This window comes from Flavobacterium sp. GSB-24 (assembly GCF_027924665.1).
Taxonomy (GTDB): Bacteria; Bacteroidota; Bacteroidia; order Flavobacteriales; family Flavobacteriaceae; genus Flavobacterium.
The window spans coordinates 490,555-505,767 of sequence record NZ_AP027043.1; the positions used below are offsets into that span (position 1 = coordinate 490,555).

General features: G+C 33.1%; 11 protein-coding genes. All 11 read right to left on the bottom strand.

Annotated elements, in window-relative coordinates; genetic code table 11:
* Position 1: 1 nt before the first annotated feature.
* The 11 genes from QMG60_RS02405 to QMG60_RS02455 all read right to left on the bottom strand — a co-directional run bounded on the left by QMG60_RS02405 (position 2) and on the right by QMG60_RS02455 (position 15,095).
* Positions 2-1,990, bottom strand: a complete 1,989-nt coding sequence (locus QMG60_RS02405) for a DUF3857 domain-containing protein (protein ID WP_281866756.1) — start codon at positions 1,988-1,990, stop codon at positions 2-4.
* Between the two features lies 1 nt (position 1,991).
* Positions 1,992-4,007, bottom strand: a complete 2,016-nt coding sequence (locus QMG60_RS02410) for a DUF3857 domain-containing protein (protein ID WP_281866757.1) — start codon at positions 4,005-4,007, stop codon at positions 1,992-1,994.
* Between the two features lie 21 nt (positions 4,008-4,028).
* Complete coding sequence (locus tag QMG60_RS02415) at positions 4,029-5,936, bottom strand: DUF3857 domain-containing protein (RefSeq protein ID WP_281866758.1); 1,908 nt, start codon at positions 5,934-5,936, stop codon at positions 4,029-4,031.
* A 64-nt stretch (positions 5,937-6,000) separates the two neighbouring features.
* Complete coding sequence (dtd, locus tag QMG60_RS02420; protein ID WP_281866759.1) at positions 6,001-6,453, bottom strand: D-aminoacyl-tRNA deacylase; 453 nt, start codon at positions 6,451-6,453, stop codon at positions 6,001-6,003.
* A gap of 120 nt (positions 6,454-6,573) precedes the next feature.
* Complete coding sequence (gene rsgA, locus QMG60_RS02425) at positions 6,574-7,551, bottom strand: ribosome small subunit-dependent GTPase A (protein ID WP_281866760.1); 978 nt, start codon at positions 7,549-7,551, stop codon at positions 6,574-6,576.
* Between the two features lie 315 nt (positions 7,552-7,866).
* Complete coding sequence (locus tag QMG60_RS02430) at positions 7,867-8,949, bottom strand: bifunctional 3-deoxy-7-phosphoheptulonate synthase/chorismate mutase type II (protein ID WP_068842266.1); 1,083 nt, start codon at positions 8,947-8,949, stop codon at positions 7,867-7,869.
* Positions 8,950-8,961: 12 nt separating this feature from the next.
* Positions 8,962-9,822: a prephenate dehydrogenase gene (locus QMG60_RS02435; RefSeq protein ID WP_057115077.1), complete on the bottom strand. Its 861-nt coding sequence runs from the start codon at positions 9,820-9,822 to the stop codon at positions 8,962-8,964.
* Positions 9,823-9,940: 118 nt separating this feature from the next.
* Positions 9,941-11,086, bottom strand: coding sequence for an aminotransferase class I/II-fold pyridoxal phosphate-dependent enzyme (locus QMG60_RS02440; protein WP_281866761.1), 1,146 nt, complete (start codon positions 11,084-11,086; stop codon positions 9,941-9,943).
* 72 nt (positions 11,087-11,158) lie between these two features.
* Positions 11,159-11,995, bottom strand: coding sequence for a prephenate dehydratase (locus QMG60_RS02445; RefSeq protein WP_134142596.1), 837 nt, complete (start codon positions 11,993-11,995; stop codon positions 11,159-11,161).
* A gap of 523 nt (positions 11,996-12,518) precedes the next feature.
* Positions 12,519-13,685, bottom strand: coding sequence for a DUF1501 domain-containing protein (locus tag QMG60_RS02450; protein WP_281866762.1), 1,167 nt, complete (start codon positions 13,683-13,685; stop codon positions 12,519-12,521).
* Positions 13,686-13,697: 12 nt separating this feature from the next.
* Positions 13,698-15,095 carry a DUF1800 domain-containing protein gene (locus QMG60_RS02455; protein ID WP_281866763.1) on the bottom strand — a complete coding sequence of 466 codons (1,398 nt, stop codon included), beginning with the start codon at positions 15,093-15,095 and terminating at the stop codon, positions 13,698-13,700.
* Between the last annotated feature and the right edge of the window lie 118 nt (positions 15,096-15,213).

Consider the following 15,213-nt stretch of genomic DNA (forward strand, 5'->3'; position numbering starts at 1 on the left):
TTTAAGCTTTTTTTAGAACAATTTTTTCGTTTTGACTAGCAATCATTTTCTGAAAAAGAATTTTCAATGTATTGTAGTGCTCGGCTGCAAAAATACTATTGTTAATGTCTTTTGAAAAGCTAAACTGAATTTTGTTTCCTTCATTTAAAACATTTAACACTAAAGTTATAGAATTATCTTCGAGTGAAAACCTAGCAGGAGAAGGAAGTGTTTCTACGACATAACCTTCTGGAATCTCTACATTGACTAAAACTTTTTCTTGTTTTGGATATCCGAAATAAATGCCCATTTGTCTAGTTTCTTGTAAAAAAGGATTTTTAGATGGTGTGTAGAACAACATTGGGTTTATATAAAGTTTTCCTCCTATATTTTCAACAAAATTATCGGTTTCAAAACTAAAGGTTTCCACAATTGGATCGGATAAATTGGAAATTTTATTGGTTACGAGATAATCGGAAATCTTTAAATCGCCAAGCTGCTGTTCTAGTTTTTCAATATAATCTTTTTGATTTCTGTTTCCGTTTTGAACTCTAAACTTATAAGCTTCATAATCTGTTTTCTGAATTCTAATTTTGCCGTCTATTTTTCCATTTACATTTACTTTGAAAGTCAAATTTGAAACTTCTCTTGAAGGTTTTACAGGGACTAAATCAATCTCTTTAGAAGTACCATCGTTTTTGATTAATCTGCCTTTCCAATTTAAGATATTTAATGGAAGTATATTGGGTGATGTAAATTTACGAGAAGCATCTAACAGGATTTGTTTTCCGTCTATTTCGGCTGCAACAATTACATAATTAAATCCCATTCTTGTTGGATAAACTGGCACTCCATTTTCAATTGTACTTACTAAAACAGGATTAGCTTCTATACCTGCCCATTTCAGCATATTAAGTAAAATAAAATTAATTTCGGCAATGTTTCCTGTCTGATCTGTGTATGCTTTTTCGACACCTTTATCAGTAAGGCAGCTATTAATTTCATTCCAGTTCATTTTATTTTGAACGAATTGAAAAATAATGTTCATTCTTTCTGTTTGAGATTCAACATTGACTAATAATTTTTGAACATCTGCCAAAAGGAAATTGTTTTTATTAAGTTCTTTTCCAAAATGATCTTCTTTATAAATTGTTGAAGCCACTCCTTCCCAAGTAATAGTAAAATCTTTAACTGGCTGTTCTGGCATGCGAACACGCTCTAATTCGTGCTGAATAGATCCTCTATAGTTTTCAATATTATTTACATAAGGTTCTTCTTTTAAAGCTGGAATATTTTTACCAGAATAAAATGCATCAATTTGTTTGTAGGACATCCAGCGGCTTTGTCCATATTCATTGGTAAAATTCTGGCTTCCATTAACAAGTTTAGAATTATTTTCTATCGTGTGTCCGCCAATTAAAATAGTTTTGTAAATGTAAAACTCTGGGAATTCTGTCTTATACTCAAAATAGTTTAATGGAATGCTAAATTGAAAATCAAAATCAGGAAACTCGCTGATATTTTCAGATTTTAAAACATATTTATATTCTATGATAGAACCGACTTTTACATTAGGAAGCGTTATTCCTTTTTCATTCCAATATTCATTAATTTTCTTTTTGAACGATCCTTGGCTTTCTAACTTTGTCTTTTCTACTTTACCATTTTCTAAATTATAAGTAACTGCATTTGAAAAGGTTAATAAATCTTCATTCAAATTCTGGTAACCAACATAGTAATGCACTTTTTGATCGGCCCATTTTAAGCCTTCTTTTTTATAAATTTTAATTTTGAACTCATAAGTGTGAATGGCAGAAAATCCTGTTTTATCATTGTAACTAAATACAGTTTTGCCTTTTTTAAATAAAATTGCAGCTGGCGCAGAAGAATCTACAGGATGTATTTTCTCTTGTAATTCGGCAATAGTTACTTTTCCAAGCTCATAATTTTGAGCTTGGATATTTATAGTATTCCAAAATAAAGCAATACAAATTAAGAGAGATCTAAACATCTTAAATACGTTTTAAAACAATCTTTTCTGTTTGTTTTTCAATCATGCCTTTGTAATATTCTTTCAGCATTTCGTATTGTTCTGTGGTAACGATTGCTTCATTTATTTGATGAGCTATACTTAATTGAAGTACATTATCGTTTGCAGCAATATTAAATTTAAAACTTCCTAAATTATTTTCCATGTTATAAGCAACTGCAGCTGGGAGCGTTTCTACAGCAAAACCTTCTGGAATTTTAATTGTAATATTGTATTTATCTAAAAACGGATATCCAAAATCTACTGGATACTCGCGAACATCCTGCTTAAATGGATTTTTGTCTTTAGCAAAAAACAGCATTGGGTTCACATAAATTTTACCGCCAATAAGTTCGCACAAATTATTTCCGGTAAATGAGTAAGTTTCGATAGCAGGAGCTAATAAATCTTTTTCATTTGTTCTTGAGTATTCGCTTATTTCGATTTTACCACTATTATTTTCAAGTTTCTCTAAATACTCTTCTTCTTTTAATTTTTCGAAATTCTCTCTCGTAATCATTGCATTATAATCTGAGCATTGTCTTCTTGTTTTTCCTTTAACATGTCCTTCGGCATCAATATCATAATTCATAAAAACAATATCATTTGATGCTTTTTTAGGCATTAAATCTATTTCTTCTGAACTTCCGTCTTTTCGAATCAATCTTCCCATCCAATTCAGCGTTCTAAAAGGAAGAACGTTTGGTGTTGAATACTTATCAGTTGCATCTAATAAAATATATCCATTTGGAGTTTCGACTGCAGCAATTACATAATTAAAAGCTGTTCTGTTCGGGAACAATGCAATTCCGTTAGAGCGGGTACTTACTAAAACAGGATTTGCTGTTAGTCCAGAATGACGCAGCATCGCAGTTAGCATTAAATTGATATCAGCAATATTACCCGTTTTTTCTTTATACGCTTTTTTAACTCCGCTATCGCAGCCATAACCTGTATAACCATTCCATTTTACGTTTGATTTTACGTGGTTTAATATTACCCACATCTTTTCTTCAGGTGTAGTAATTCCTGCTAATAATTTTTTTAGATCTTCTTCAAAATATCCTGTTTTATTTAACTCTGGACCAAAATCTTCATATTCATAAATTGTTCGAACAACAGAATTCCAATCGGTAGAATATTCTTTAATTGGTCTATTTGGAAAATGAGTTAATGAAAGTTCGTGTTCTACACTTGATTTGTAATTGTCAATATTATTGACAAAACTTTCATCTTTTAAGGCAGGGAAATCCTGTGCTACATAAGTAACTTCTGTTTCTATATAATCTACTTTATCAGAGTAAAATTCAGTTTTTGCCACCATCCCATTTCCTCCTCTTTCTTTACTAGTAATAGTTATCGATTTAGGATTTTTTAATGTTGTGATTTTAGGAAAAACATATCCTTTCTGTCTTGGTTTAAAAACATAATATTCTGGGTATGCTACTTTAAACTCAGAATAATTTACAGGAACAGAAGATTGAAAATCCCAATCACGAATCATTGCATCACTCGGAGATCTTACCGTATATCGAAATTCTATTACAGAACCTTCTTTAATGTTAGGCATTGTAATCTTTTTTTGCCCTCTATATTTCGAAAGGACTTCATCAAAAGATCCGTCACTTTTTAATTTTGTTTTTTCAATTTTACCATTTACCAAATTGTAAGTAACTGCGTCTGAAAAAAACACTCTTTCTTTTAGATTGTTAGTATTGTAGTACCAAACTGCTTGATTGGCCCAGTCATATCCTTCTTTTTTATAAATTTTGACACGAGTTTCTACATCAGTCAGCATGTAAAAACCGTCGTTTTGGTCAAATTCCATTCTAGACACTCCTTTTTTATACAAAATTGCCGCTACGGCTGAAGTATCTTTAGGATGTGCTTTCTGTTCTAATTCTGCAACAGAAACTTTCCCTAATCTAAAATCCTGTGAAATCGCTTTGGGAGCGATTAATAAAATCACAGACAGGCTAAAAAGTTTAATAATTTTCATTGGTTGTTTTTGGTTATAGTTTTAATTCTTGGTTAGTATTATTTTGGCGTTATCATTTCTAGAAACCTGCTCCATAAACAAACGGTATTCGTCATATTCTTTATTTGAATATTTTCCTTTGTTTAAGAACATAGATCTTTTATAGGTTATTTTGTTGTTTTCTTTTTTAAGGATTTCTGTTTTATATTCTCCGAATTTTCCTTTTAACTCATAATTTTGAGGCAGAAATTCGACACTAAAACCTGCTGGAAGATTTATCTCAATTTCATCTGTATCTAAATAGCCACGCTGAATTTGAAATGGATTTTTACGGTTTCTAATGCGCTTTACATTTCCGGTATATTGGTTGAATGCATCGACAACAAAAATCATTTTATTTCCAGAAACAGCACCATAATTTGATGCACTTAACTGAACATCTTCGGTAAAAAGAATATTCTCTTTATCATTAGTAAAAGTTATTTTACCTAATTTTAAATTATTGATGTTATCCCAATATTCTTTATAATGTTCCTCTTTCTCATTTGGCTGTAAATTCTCAACTCTGGATTTAGCAGCATATTGACTTCCTTGGGAAGCTATTTTTAAAGTACCAGAAAAATTTCCATTCTCATCAATTGTATAAGTTCCTTTTCCTGTTTGAGTATTTCCTTTATCGTCATAAATTTTAGTTCGAACAATTTCACCGCCTTCTGGCTTTACTACCAAAACATTTCTATCGTCTGTAAAAGTTCCTTGATAACCAAAAGGATCATCTTGACTGGTACATTCCAGCCAGATATAATTATCTTTATCTGGAACAGCAAGAATCATGTGGTTCCCCTGCATGGAAACAAAATCCGATTGAATATCCGATTTATAGCGATCTCCGTATAAAATTGTATTGTATGAAGGAACATCAACGGCTTGTAAAAGTGCTTTTGTGTAATTTGACAATGCTTTACAATCTCCATACCCTAAACGATCTACATCTGTTGCCAGCATTGGTTTCCAGCCGCCAATGCCTACCGCAATATTTACATATCTAGATTTTTTTTGAACATAATCGTAAATAATCTTTGCTTTTTTGACAGGATCTTTTTCATTGCCAACAAGTGCTTTTATTTTTGCTTTAGTTTCTTCTGGTAAAGTTGTAGTTCCAGTTAGGATTTTTTCTCCATACCATTTCCCAAAAGCTTCCCAAGTGGTAGCCGTCCCATCGACTCCTTCTAAATGAAAATGTTCAAGTCCCATCATGACTTTAGGAAAAAGATCTGTTTGAGAAGGACTAAGATCTTCTTGCTTTTGAGCTAGGATATTAACAGCTGTATAACTCAGTTTGGTATCTGTATCAACTGTTTTTGTTATATTAAAATCAGAAAAACGGAACTCTTTCTTTTTAAACCCCAGCTCTTTTGGGAAAGTAACATTCAGCGCACATTTTTCTACACTTAAATAATAACCGCCTAAAAAATACCATTGTGGTATAAACGCGGTGTTTGAAGTCTCTACCTCACTAGTATAAACAATTGTAAAAGGATAAGAAATAGGAGTATAATCTAAATAAAGTACTCGATTATCTGAAAAAAGGGTACTCCCGCTTACGGCGCTTTGATCTTTAAAATCTTTTCGTTTGATTTTTTTTATTTCGTTTCCGAAGGCATCATAAACAACGGCTTCAATACTTTTTATGGAAGTTGTTTTATCATAATTCTGAAAAGCATCAATATCGTTTAAACCCTTATTATTTAAAACAGAAACAACTCTTTGTACTTTGATATTCATACTTCGTTGCGAAGCAATAACAATATCTATCTGGTCTAAACGAAGAACAGCATTGGCGTTTTCTTTAAGACTATCAGAAATTTTTAAAATGGAATAATCGCTCTTTTGAGCAAATGAATTAACCGTGATTATAACAAAAAATAACGCGCAAAAGAGGTTTTTCATTAGTAGGTATTTTCGTCAAATATATATTATTTTCAGAAATCCTTAACAAATGTTTAATAAAATTTTACTCTCTATTTTTGCTGTCCATTATTATGGTAACTGGTCCATCATTTAAGAGATTAACCTTCATATCGGCACCGAAAATTCCTGTTTGAACTTTTTTGCCCAATTCTTTTTCTAGAGATTTTACAAAGTTTTCATACATAGGGATTGCAAAATCTGGTTTTGCTGCTTTTATATAAGATGGACGGTTCCCTTTTTTAGTCGAAGCATGAAGTGTAAACTGACTTACTACAATAATATCGCCGTCAATATCTTGAACTGAGCAGTTCATAACATCATTTTCATCTCCAAAAATTCTCATTTTAATAATCTTTCCAGAAAGCCAGTCAATATCTTCCTGAGTGTCGGCATCCTCAATTCCAACTAAAACTAATAAACCCTTTTTAATGTCTGCTGTTTTTTGACCTTCTACAGTTACTGATGCTTGAGAAACTCTTTGGATTACTATTTTCATTATTTATCTGGAGTGGCTTTTACACCATGATTAAAAGATTATTTGGATTTTATTTCTGGACGTTAGATACACAGCAGTACATCTTTACAATTGGAATTTGGAATTTTAAAAATTGATTTTTTATTTTCTCGTTTCATCACTAGCTGCACGATCTTCACCATAAGTATCGCTGCGATAATGCTCGTCATCTCCTTCAAGGATTTTAAGATAACTATTGTAACGTGACCAAGCGATTTCGTCTTTTTCTAAAGCTGCTTTTATCGCACAATGAGGTTCCTCTTTGTGTAAACAGTTGTTAAACTTACATTGGTCTTTCAGTTTGAAGAATTCTGGAAAATAACCGCTGATTTCAGATGGCTCCATATCGACAATTCCGAAACCTTTAATTCCTGGTGTGTCAATAATTCGCGCATCAAAAGATAAATCATACATTTCGGCAAAAGTAGTCGTATGCTGTCCTTGTTTGCTTTGTTCTGAAATTACTGTTGTTTTTAAATGCAGGCTTGGTTCCATTGCATTCACCAAAGTTGATTTTCCAACTCCAGAATGTCCGGAAAACATACTTACTTTTCCAATCATCATTTCCTTTAACTGGTCAACGCCTTTATTTTCTGTTGATGAAATTCTGAGACATTTATATCCAATTTCGGTATAAATATGCTGTAAATACAATTGATCGTCTAAAGTTTGCTCGTTAAGCGTATCAATTTTATTAAAAATCAGGATAGCTTCAATTCCGTATGCTTCTGCAGTAACCAAAAAACGATCGATAAAGCTCGTCGTTGTCGGCGGATTATCAATCGTAATCAATAAAAAAACCTGATCAATATTTGATGCAATAATATGAATCTGCTTAGATAAGTTAACTGATTTACGAACGATATAATTTTTTCTTTCATGGATATTATAAATCGTTCCCGTAATGGCATCGGAAGTTTCTTCTAATTCATAATCGACAATATCGCCTACAGCAATTGGGTTGGTACTTTTGATACCTTTCATTCTGAATTTCCCTTTCATACGGCATTCAATAAAATCACCTTTTTCAGATTTTACGGTATACCAGCTTCCTGTAGATTTATATACGATTCCTGTCATTCTTTAATTTTAGATTGTTGTCCCGAAACTTCGGGATTAGATTTCAGATTTGAAAACTAAATCCCTGCAAAGATAAATGAATAATTTTAAACATAGCCCAAGGTTTCAACCTTCTGAATTGATTGAGAAAAACGTTCCGCCATTAAGATTCAAACGTTGGTTGATATAATCTAAAAACAAAAATCCCCAAAACTTCTTTCAAAGTAATGGAGATTTTAAAAAACAATCTATCTTCAATTAATGTTATAAGAAAATTTAGGGATCTTGTTTTCAAAAACTAAAATTAACTTATATCACTTATATGGTTCAGCAAAATTATGCGTTGAAAATTTTCTCTTGATGACCAATACTTTCCTGGTGAATCGCTTTGAACATTCTCAAAACAAACTCTTCAGTAAGACCTTTTTTCTCACCTTCCAAGATCATTTTTCCTAAAATTTCGTTCCAACGGTTGTTTTGAAGAATTGCAACGTTTGCATCTTTTTTCACCTGACCAATTTCGTCAGCAACTTTCATACGTTTTCCTAATAACTCTAATAAGTTAGCATCAAGTACGTCGATGTTAGCTCTTAATTTTGTCATTTTTTGGCTGTACTCATCTGTAGTATCATCCGTTTTTCTGATAGTCAAATCTTTAATGATTTGTTTCAAAGCGTCTGGAGTAACTTGTTGCGCAGCATCAGACCAAGCGTTGTCTGGATCGTAGTGCGTTTCGATAATCATCCCGTCGTAGTTCAAATCTAAAGCCTCTTGCGTTACTTCAAAAATCATTTTACGATCTCCTGTAATGTGAGATGGATCGATGATTAATGGTAAATCAGGAAATTTATTTTGCAATTCGATAGCAATCTGCCATTCTGGAATATTTCTGTATTTTGTTTTTTCGTAAGTAGAGAAACCTCTGTGGATAACTCCTAACTTCTCAATTCCAGCCATATGTAAACGCTCAACACCACCTAACCATAAAGCTAAATCTGGGTTTACTGGGTTTTTAACCAAAACGATTTTATCTGTTCCTTTTAAAGTATCAGCAATTTCCTGAACTGCGAAAGGATTTGCAGTTGTACGTGCACCAACCCATAAAACGTCGATATCGTGTTCTAAAGCTAGTTTACAATGAGCTGCAGTTGCCACTTCAGTTCCCATTAATAAACCAGTTTCAGCTTTTGCTTTCTGCAACCATTTTAAACCAATTTCCCCAACACCTTCAAATCCTCCCGGACGCGTTCTTGGTTTCCAGATTCCAGCTCTGAAAACACTAACTTTTGAATCTTTTAATTCGTGAGCAATTTTCAATACTTGATCTTCAGTCTCTGCACTACATGGTCCAGCTATCACAAGTGGGTGATTTAAATTGAAATCTTCTAACCACTTTCTCATTTCTTTCTTATTTTCCATTTTAATTCTAATTTACTTTTTAGTTGTTGTTAATCCGTTTAGTATTTCTTTTATCTTATTTGTGCTTTCCATTTCTTCAAAAATGGCGTTGTAATTTTCATCTTTCAACAAATCCCTAAACCGACTGAGATTTGAAATATATTCTTCTAATGTTTCCAGAACGTGTTCCTTGTTCTGCTTAAAAATCGGTGTCCACATTGCCGGTGAACTTTTTGCTAAACGAACGGTGCTTTCAAATCCACTTCCAGCCATATCAAAAATATCCTGTTCGTCTTTTTCTTTGTTCATTACCGTTTTCCCAAGCATAAACGAACTTATGTGCGATAAATGCGAAACGTAAGCAATGTGTTTGTCGTGCGAAGTCGGGTCCATATATCGAATCCTCATTCCTATTTCGCTGAAAAGCTTTAATGCCTTTTCCTGCAATTTAAAAGTGGTTTTTTCCACTTCGCAGATAATGTTTGTCTTTCCTTTAAACAAACCTCTTATCGCTGCCGAAGGTCCCGAAAACTCCGTTCCTGCTATCGGATGCGTAGCGATAAAATTTCTTCTTTTCGGATGATTAGCTACTGCTTCACAAATTGGCTTTTTCGTTGAACCTACTTCAAAAACAATCGTTTTATCTCCAACCGAATCCAGAACTTTAGGCAAAACTGTCAGCGCCACATCAACCGGAACCGAAACAATTACAAAATCGGCTTCAGCCAAATCTTCAAAACTTCCTGCTTCATCGATAACTCCTAAATCAATTGCTTCCTGCAAATGTTTTTCGTTATTATCAATTCCAAAAATTGTCGAATCAGGATGTTGGTCTTTGATGTCCAGCACCATCGAACCGCCTATTAATCCTATTCCTATTACGTATACTTTCATACTATTTCTTTAAATTCCAAAATTTTAAATTCCAAATTCCAATTAAAAAAGGCTTTTCCCGAAGCTTCGAGACGCTCAGCCTGAAAATCTAAAATCTAAAATCTGATATCTACAATTACTAAAATCGATCTATCGCTTCCTGTACTTTTTCCTCTTTCACACACAATGAGAATCTAATATATCCTTCACCATTGCTTCCGAAGATTGTTCCCGGCGTGATGAAAATGTGTTTCTCATATAATATTTCGTCAATGAACTTTTCTGATGATTCGATTCCTTCAGGAAGCTTTGCCCAAACAAATAATCCAACTCCTTCTTTATACACTTCGCAGCCTAATTTTTCTGCTAACTTTTCAGTCAATTCTCTGCGGCGTCTGTAGATTTTATTTTGGTCTTCAAACCACGATTTATCACATTTTAAAGCCACAATCGCACCTTTCTGAATTCCGTAGTACATTCCGCTGTCCATGTTGCTTTTTACTTTTAGAACTGCATCAATAATTTCAGGATTTCCTAAAACCATTCCGACTCTCCAGCCTGCCATGTTGAATGTTTTACTAAGTGAGTTTAATTCTAAAGCAACCTCTTTCGCTCCTTCAACCTGCAATAAACTCATCGGGTTATCATTCAAAACAAAACTATACGGATTGTCGTTTATCAATAATATATTGTGTTTTTTAGCAAAAGCAACCAATTTTTCAAATAACGCTAAACTTCCTCTCGCTCCTGTTGGCATGTGAGGATATCCAAGCCACATAATTTTTACTTTCGAAAGGTCTAATTTTTCAAGAGCTTCAAAATCTGGTTCCCAGCCATTTTCTTCTTTCAAATCATAATAAACAGGAACTGCCTGAACCAAATTGGTTACTGAAGTATAAGTTGGATAACCCGGATTCGGAATCAAAACGTGATCGCCTTCATTTAAAAATGCTAACGAAATGTGCATAATTCCTTCTTTCGAACCCATCAGAGGTAAAATCTCATTATTAGGATTCACTTCAACACCAAACTGATCTTTATAAAAATCTGCCATCGCCTGCCTCAATTCCGGTAATCCTTGATAGCTTTGATAACCATGTCTGTTTTCGTCTTGAATTGCTGCAGCGACTGCTTCAATTACTGCTTTTGACGGACTCAAATCAGGGCTTCCAATTCCCATATTGATGATCGATTTTCCTTCAGACTGCAATTGACGAACTTCTCTCAATTTTGATGAGAAGTAGTATTCTTCAACTGTATCTAATCGTTTTGCTGTTGTAATCATTTTTATATTGCTTTAGGCCGTAAGCTTTAGGCTTTAGGCTCTTTTTTACTTCTAACTTTTAACTAATAACATCTAACCAATAAAAGGTTTTGTATTCTTGTATTCTCCCAGAACTTTTAAATATTCTGCCATTATATTCAGTAATGCTTTTGCTTTTGCAAAGTCTTCATATTTCTCGAATGTTACGTCTACGAAAAATGAATATTTCCAAGGTGTTTCGATTTTTGGAAGTGACTGAATTTTTGTCAAATTCAGTTTGCAGTCGCTCATTACGTTTAAAACTGCTGCTAAACTTCCTCTTTTATGATCTAATTCAAATTTGATTGAAGCTCTGTTGATTTCGTTTTCTGGCAAAAATGAATTTTGCTTTTTGATAATCACAAAACGGGTCATATTGTTTTTGATCGTTTGAATTTCCGGCGCAATGATTTCTAAATCATACATTTCTGAAGCTACTTTACTTCCTATTGCAGCAATTCCGGTTAATTGTTTTTCCTGAATTCTTCTTGCTGTTTCGGCTGTATCTTTATCTTCAACCAATTTGATGTTTGGATATTGCTTTAAGAAATCCATGCATTGCAAAAGTGCCATTGGGTGCGAATGAACTTCCTTTATGTCTTCGATTTTCTGACCTTTTAAAGTCATTAAATTTTGGTGAATGCTCAAATAATGCTCTCCAATAATGTGTAAATTATTCTTGTCAATCAAAGCATAATTTGGAATAATTGGCCCTGCAATCGAATTTTCAATCGCCATAACTGCTTGGTCTGATTTTCCAGAAAGAAGGCTGTCGACTAATTCTTCAAAAGACAAACACTCATCAATAGCCACATTTTCAGAAAAATACTCCTTCACAACCTGATGATGAAAAGAACCTTTTATACCTTGTATTGCAATTTTCGTTGTCATATATTCAAAAAAAAATCCTGATTTGCATCAGGATTGTATATTAGTTTTATTTGTATTTTATATTTCTCAAATAACCATAGCACAATCCTTACTTCTACTAAAGAAGAAATAAAAAGAGTTGCTAAAATAAAAACGGTTATTAGACATTTTGTTTGTGTTTTTCAATAAATTCTCTGCGAATGTATAAATTATTTTTACTGCACCAAAAAAAATAATGCATTTTATGAAACAAAAAAGGATTTCTTAACAAATTTAGGAGGTTTTGTAGGATAATATAAAAATATCGGCTTGAAATGAGATATTTACAATTGGTTTTTTTAAGGCTCTGAGATTCTGAGGTGCTAAGGTTCTAAGTTTTTTTATATTTAAATAGTATTTCGAAGATGATTTACCAGCAAAATTCGGTTTATTTGTCATTTCGACGAAGGAGAAATCTCCGCAAGTAAATCCGTAATCAAAAGCGCCAATCTTTGTAGAGTTTTCTAACGGAGATTTCTCCTTCGTCGAAATGACAAGATTGCGATTATGCAAACAATCCCGAAACCGGCTTATTAGCAATCCCAATTTTAGAATAATCGAAATTCATTTTTTCTTTTAATAAAGAAGCATAAACACTTCTAAAATCTATTTCGTGTTTTAAATCGCCATTGTCTAAGTCGGCTAAATTTGGATTTTTTCCTAAAATCGTTCCTTTATTATTTCCTCCAATAATAAACATTGGCGCTGCAGTTCCGTGATCCGTTCCGTTTCCGTTGTCTTTTACACGTCGCCCAAATTCAGAAAAAACTACAACGGTGACATTCTGCAATAACTGCGCTTCTTTTAGATCTGAATAAAAACTATAGATCGAATCGTTTAAATCTGTCAATTTTCGTTCGTGAATTGAAAGCTGATTATCATGCGTATCAAATCCGTTAAGTGAAGTGTAATATACTTTTGAATTTAAGTTTCCTTTTATTAGTCTTGCAATCCATTCCAGGTTTTTAGATAATTCTGTTTTAGGATAACTGATTTCCGTTTTAGATTTTGCTAAAGCTTTCTGGATTTCATCTGAACCTTCGGTAACAGAATTAGCAATTTTTCGAACAAAATCTAAATGCGGATTTTTAGACAAAGTCACATTTTCTTCTTTAGATTTCACTTTAAATCGATCTGGATCTTTCACCGTTATAAAATTAGGCTCTACTCCTTTTAAAGCTAAATTATCAATCGAATCTAAATTTATTCCCGCAGTCGCCTGATGGCCGTTGCATTGCAGATCTAAAAATCTTCCCAACCAGCCTTCATTTATATATTTATTAGAATCTGTCGCAGTCTGCCAGATTTCCTGACTTCTAAAATGCGAACGAATAGGTTCTGGATAACCGACATTCTGAATTACAGTTAAATCTCCATTTTGCTGCATTTGAGCAAAATTTCTTAGCGACGGATGAAAAGCCATTCCGTTATTTTTTCCCACAACTGCATCTTTATTCAATGCAATTTTTGTTCTCAGCTCATAATACAATGGATCATCATACGGAATAAAAGTATTCAAACCGTCATTTCCGCCATTCAACTGCACAAAAACAATACATTGCTCACCAATTACTAAATTGGGCTGCGAACCAAAAGCATGTAAAAAACTAGGAAGTACAAGCATCCCGCCTGTAAATGTTCCTGTTAACGTTAGAAAATTTCTTCTATTCATGATTCTTATTTTCTAGATTAATTGATATTCAGGCAGTTTTGTGATATAATTAAAAACTCTGACCACAGCAAAATCGGCATGAGGATCTTTTGGATCGAAATCATATTTCAAAAGATTCTCCATGTCTTTTTGAGCCGAATTGCTGACAGAAAACAACAATCTTTCTGACAATTCAGAGATAATGGTTTTGTTATTTCCATCCGAATCAAAAACTACTTTTACCGCAGTTTTTTCATATTCTGATTTTTCTTTTTCGACGCCGTTTACCATAGTTTTTAAAACCTTTCTGTTTAGGCTTTTGCCACTGCATAATAAATCGGATGTATTGTTTCTTTGGAGATAAATCTGCGAAGTCAGCCATGAATTTCCGCCATCCCAGCCTTTTACATTGATCTGATTATACAAATCCATTCCCTGCTGTTTTATAAATGCCATAATTGCGGCATCATCAACATTCTCAATCTGCAATTCATCGCAAAGCTGTAAAATATAGACCAACGGGTCTTTAATCTTATTTCCCGAATTCTCTTTTTTAAATTCTTCAGTAAAAATCTTTGTCAGCAAAGGCTCGATTTCAAACTTTTGTTTTCTAAAATAATCTCCGTAATACACCACTAACTCTTCTGGCGGATTATCATATACAAACCATTTTAAAATTTTTCTAGTAATGAGATACGGAATGTTTTTCTGTTCGAAAATAATATCGACTAAATCATCTGCTTTCCAATTTCCGGTTTTCCCGAAATAGGTTTTATCACTATTATCTTCGATATTTTTTCTGTAAACAGCGCCGTCATCGCCAATATTCAAACCTGCCAAAGCTTTGGCGCCATTTTTAATATCATCTTCGGTATAATTTCCAATTCCAATGGTAAATAATTCGAGTAATTCACGGCTTAAGTTTTCGTTGATTTTACCTTTTTTATTATCGCCATTATCGAGATAGCGCACCATTGCATTCGATTTCAGAATCTGCTTGGTTAAATCTTTAAAATTTCCAAAAGCATTTTCGCGTAAAATCATATTGTGTTGGTAAATCCAGTAATTGATTTTTACTTTTTGAGAAGTGGAAACGAAATGATTGTGCCAAAAACAAACCATATTCTCGCGTAATGGAAATTTGTCATTACGCATTTTGGCAATCCACCACTTTTTAAGTGCGGCGGTTGCTTGATTTTCTTTTTTCTGAATTTCCTTTTTGGTTTCTGGATCTGAATTTTTGACTAATTCCCGAACTTGCTTAAGCTCTAAAGTGTTTTTAGGCTGATCTTGCAGAAACGCTGGCATTTCTGTGTCAAACTTTGAATCGTAAGAATGTTTTAGAAATTTTTCTAATCCGAGTTTTTCAATTGTTGAAGCTTGTTTTCCTGAAAAACCTAATCGAAGGGACCAAAGACTGCTTTTTTTCATCGTTCAGAAATTATTACAATAAGACTTGACTTTCTTTTAAAGGTTTAATTTTAAAAGATGCTAAGTCGCTAAGATTCTGAGGTGCTAAGTTTTAAAAGTCTTTGGTAATATTAGAACG

Excerpts from the sequence above, each read along its gene's own strand:
- QMG60_RS02405 (WP_281866756.1), bottom strand. The coding sequence starts at position 1,990 with ATGTTTAGATCTCTCTTAATTTGTATTGCTTTATTTTGGAATACTATA.
- QMG60_RS02445 (WP_134142596.1), bottom strand. The coding sequence starts at position 11,995 with ATGACAACGAAAATTGCAATACAAGGTATAAAAGGTTCTTTTCATCAT.
- dtd (WP_281866759.1), bottom strand. The coding sequence starts at position 6,453 with ATGAAAATAGTAATCCAAAGAGTTTCTCAAGCATCAGTAACTGTAGAA.
- QMG60_RS02440 (WP_281866761.1), bottom strand. The coding sequence starts at position 11,086 with ATGATTACAACAGCAAAACGATTAGATACAGTTGAAGAATACTACTTC.
- QMG60_RS02410 (WP_281866757.1), bottom strand. The coding sequence starts at position 4,007 with ATGAAAATTATTAAACTTTTTAGCCTGTCTGTGATTTTATTAATCGCT.
- QMG60_RS02450 (WP_281866762.1), bottom strand. The coding sequence starts at position 13,685 with ATGAATAGAAGAAATTTTCTAACGTTAACAGGAACATTTACAGGCGGG.
- QMG60_RS02415 (WP_281866758.1), bottom strand. The coding sequence starts at position 5,936 with ATGAAAAACCTCTTTTGCGCGTTATTTTTTGTTATAATCACGGTTAAT.
- QMG60_RS02455 (WP_281866763.1), bottom strand. The coding sequence starts at position 15,095 with ATGAAAAAAAGCAGTCTTTGGTCCCTTCGATTAGGTTTTTCAGGAAAA.
- rsgA (WP_281866760.1), bottom strand. The coding sequence starts at position 7,551 with ATGACAGGAATCGTATATAAATCTACAGGAAGCTGGTATACCGTAAAA.
- QMG60_RS02430 (WP_068842266.1), bottom strand. The coding sequence starts at position 8,949 with ATGGAAAATAAGAAAGAAATGAGAAAGTGGTTAGAAGATTTCAATTTA.
- QMG60_RS02435 (WP_057115077.1), bottom strand. The coding sequence starts at position 9,822 with ATGAAAGTATACGTAATAGGAATAGGATTAATAGGCGGTTCGATGGTG.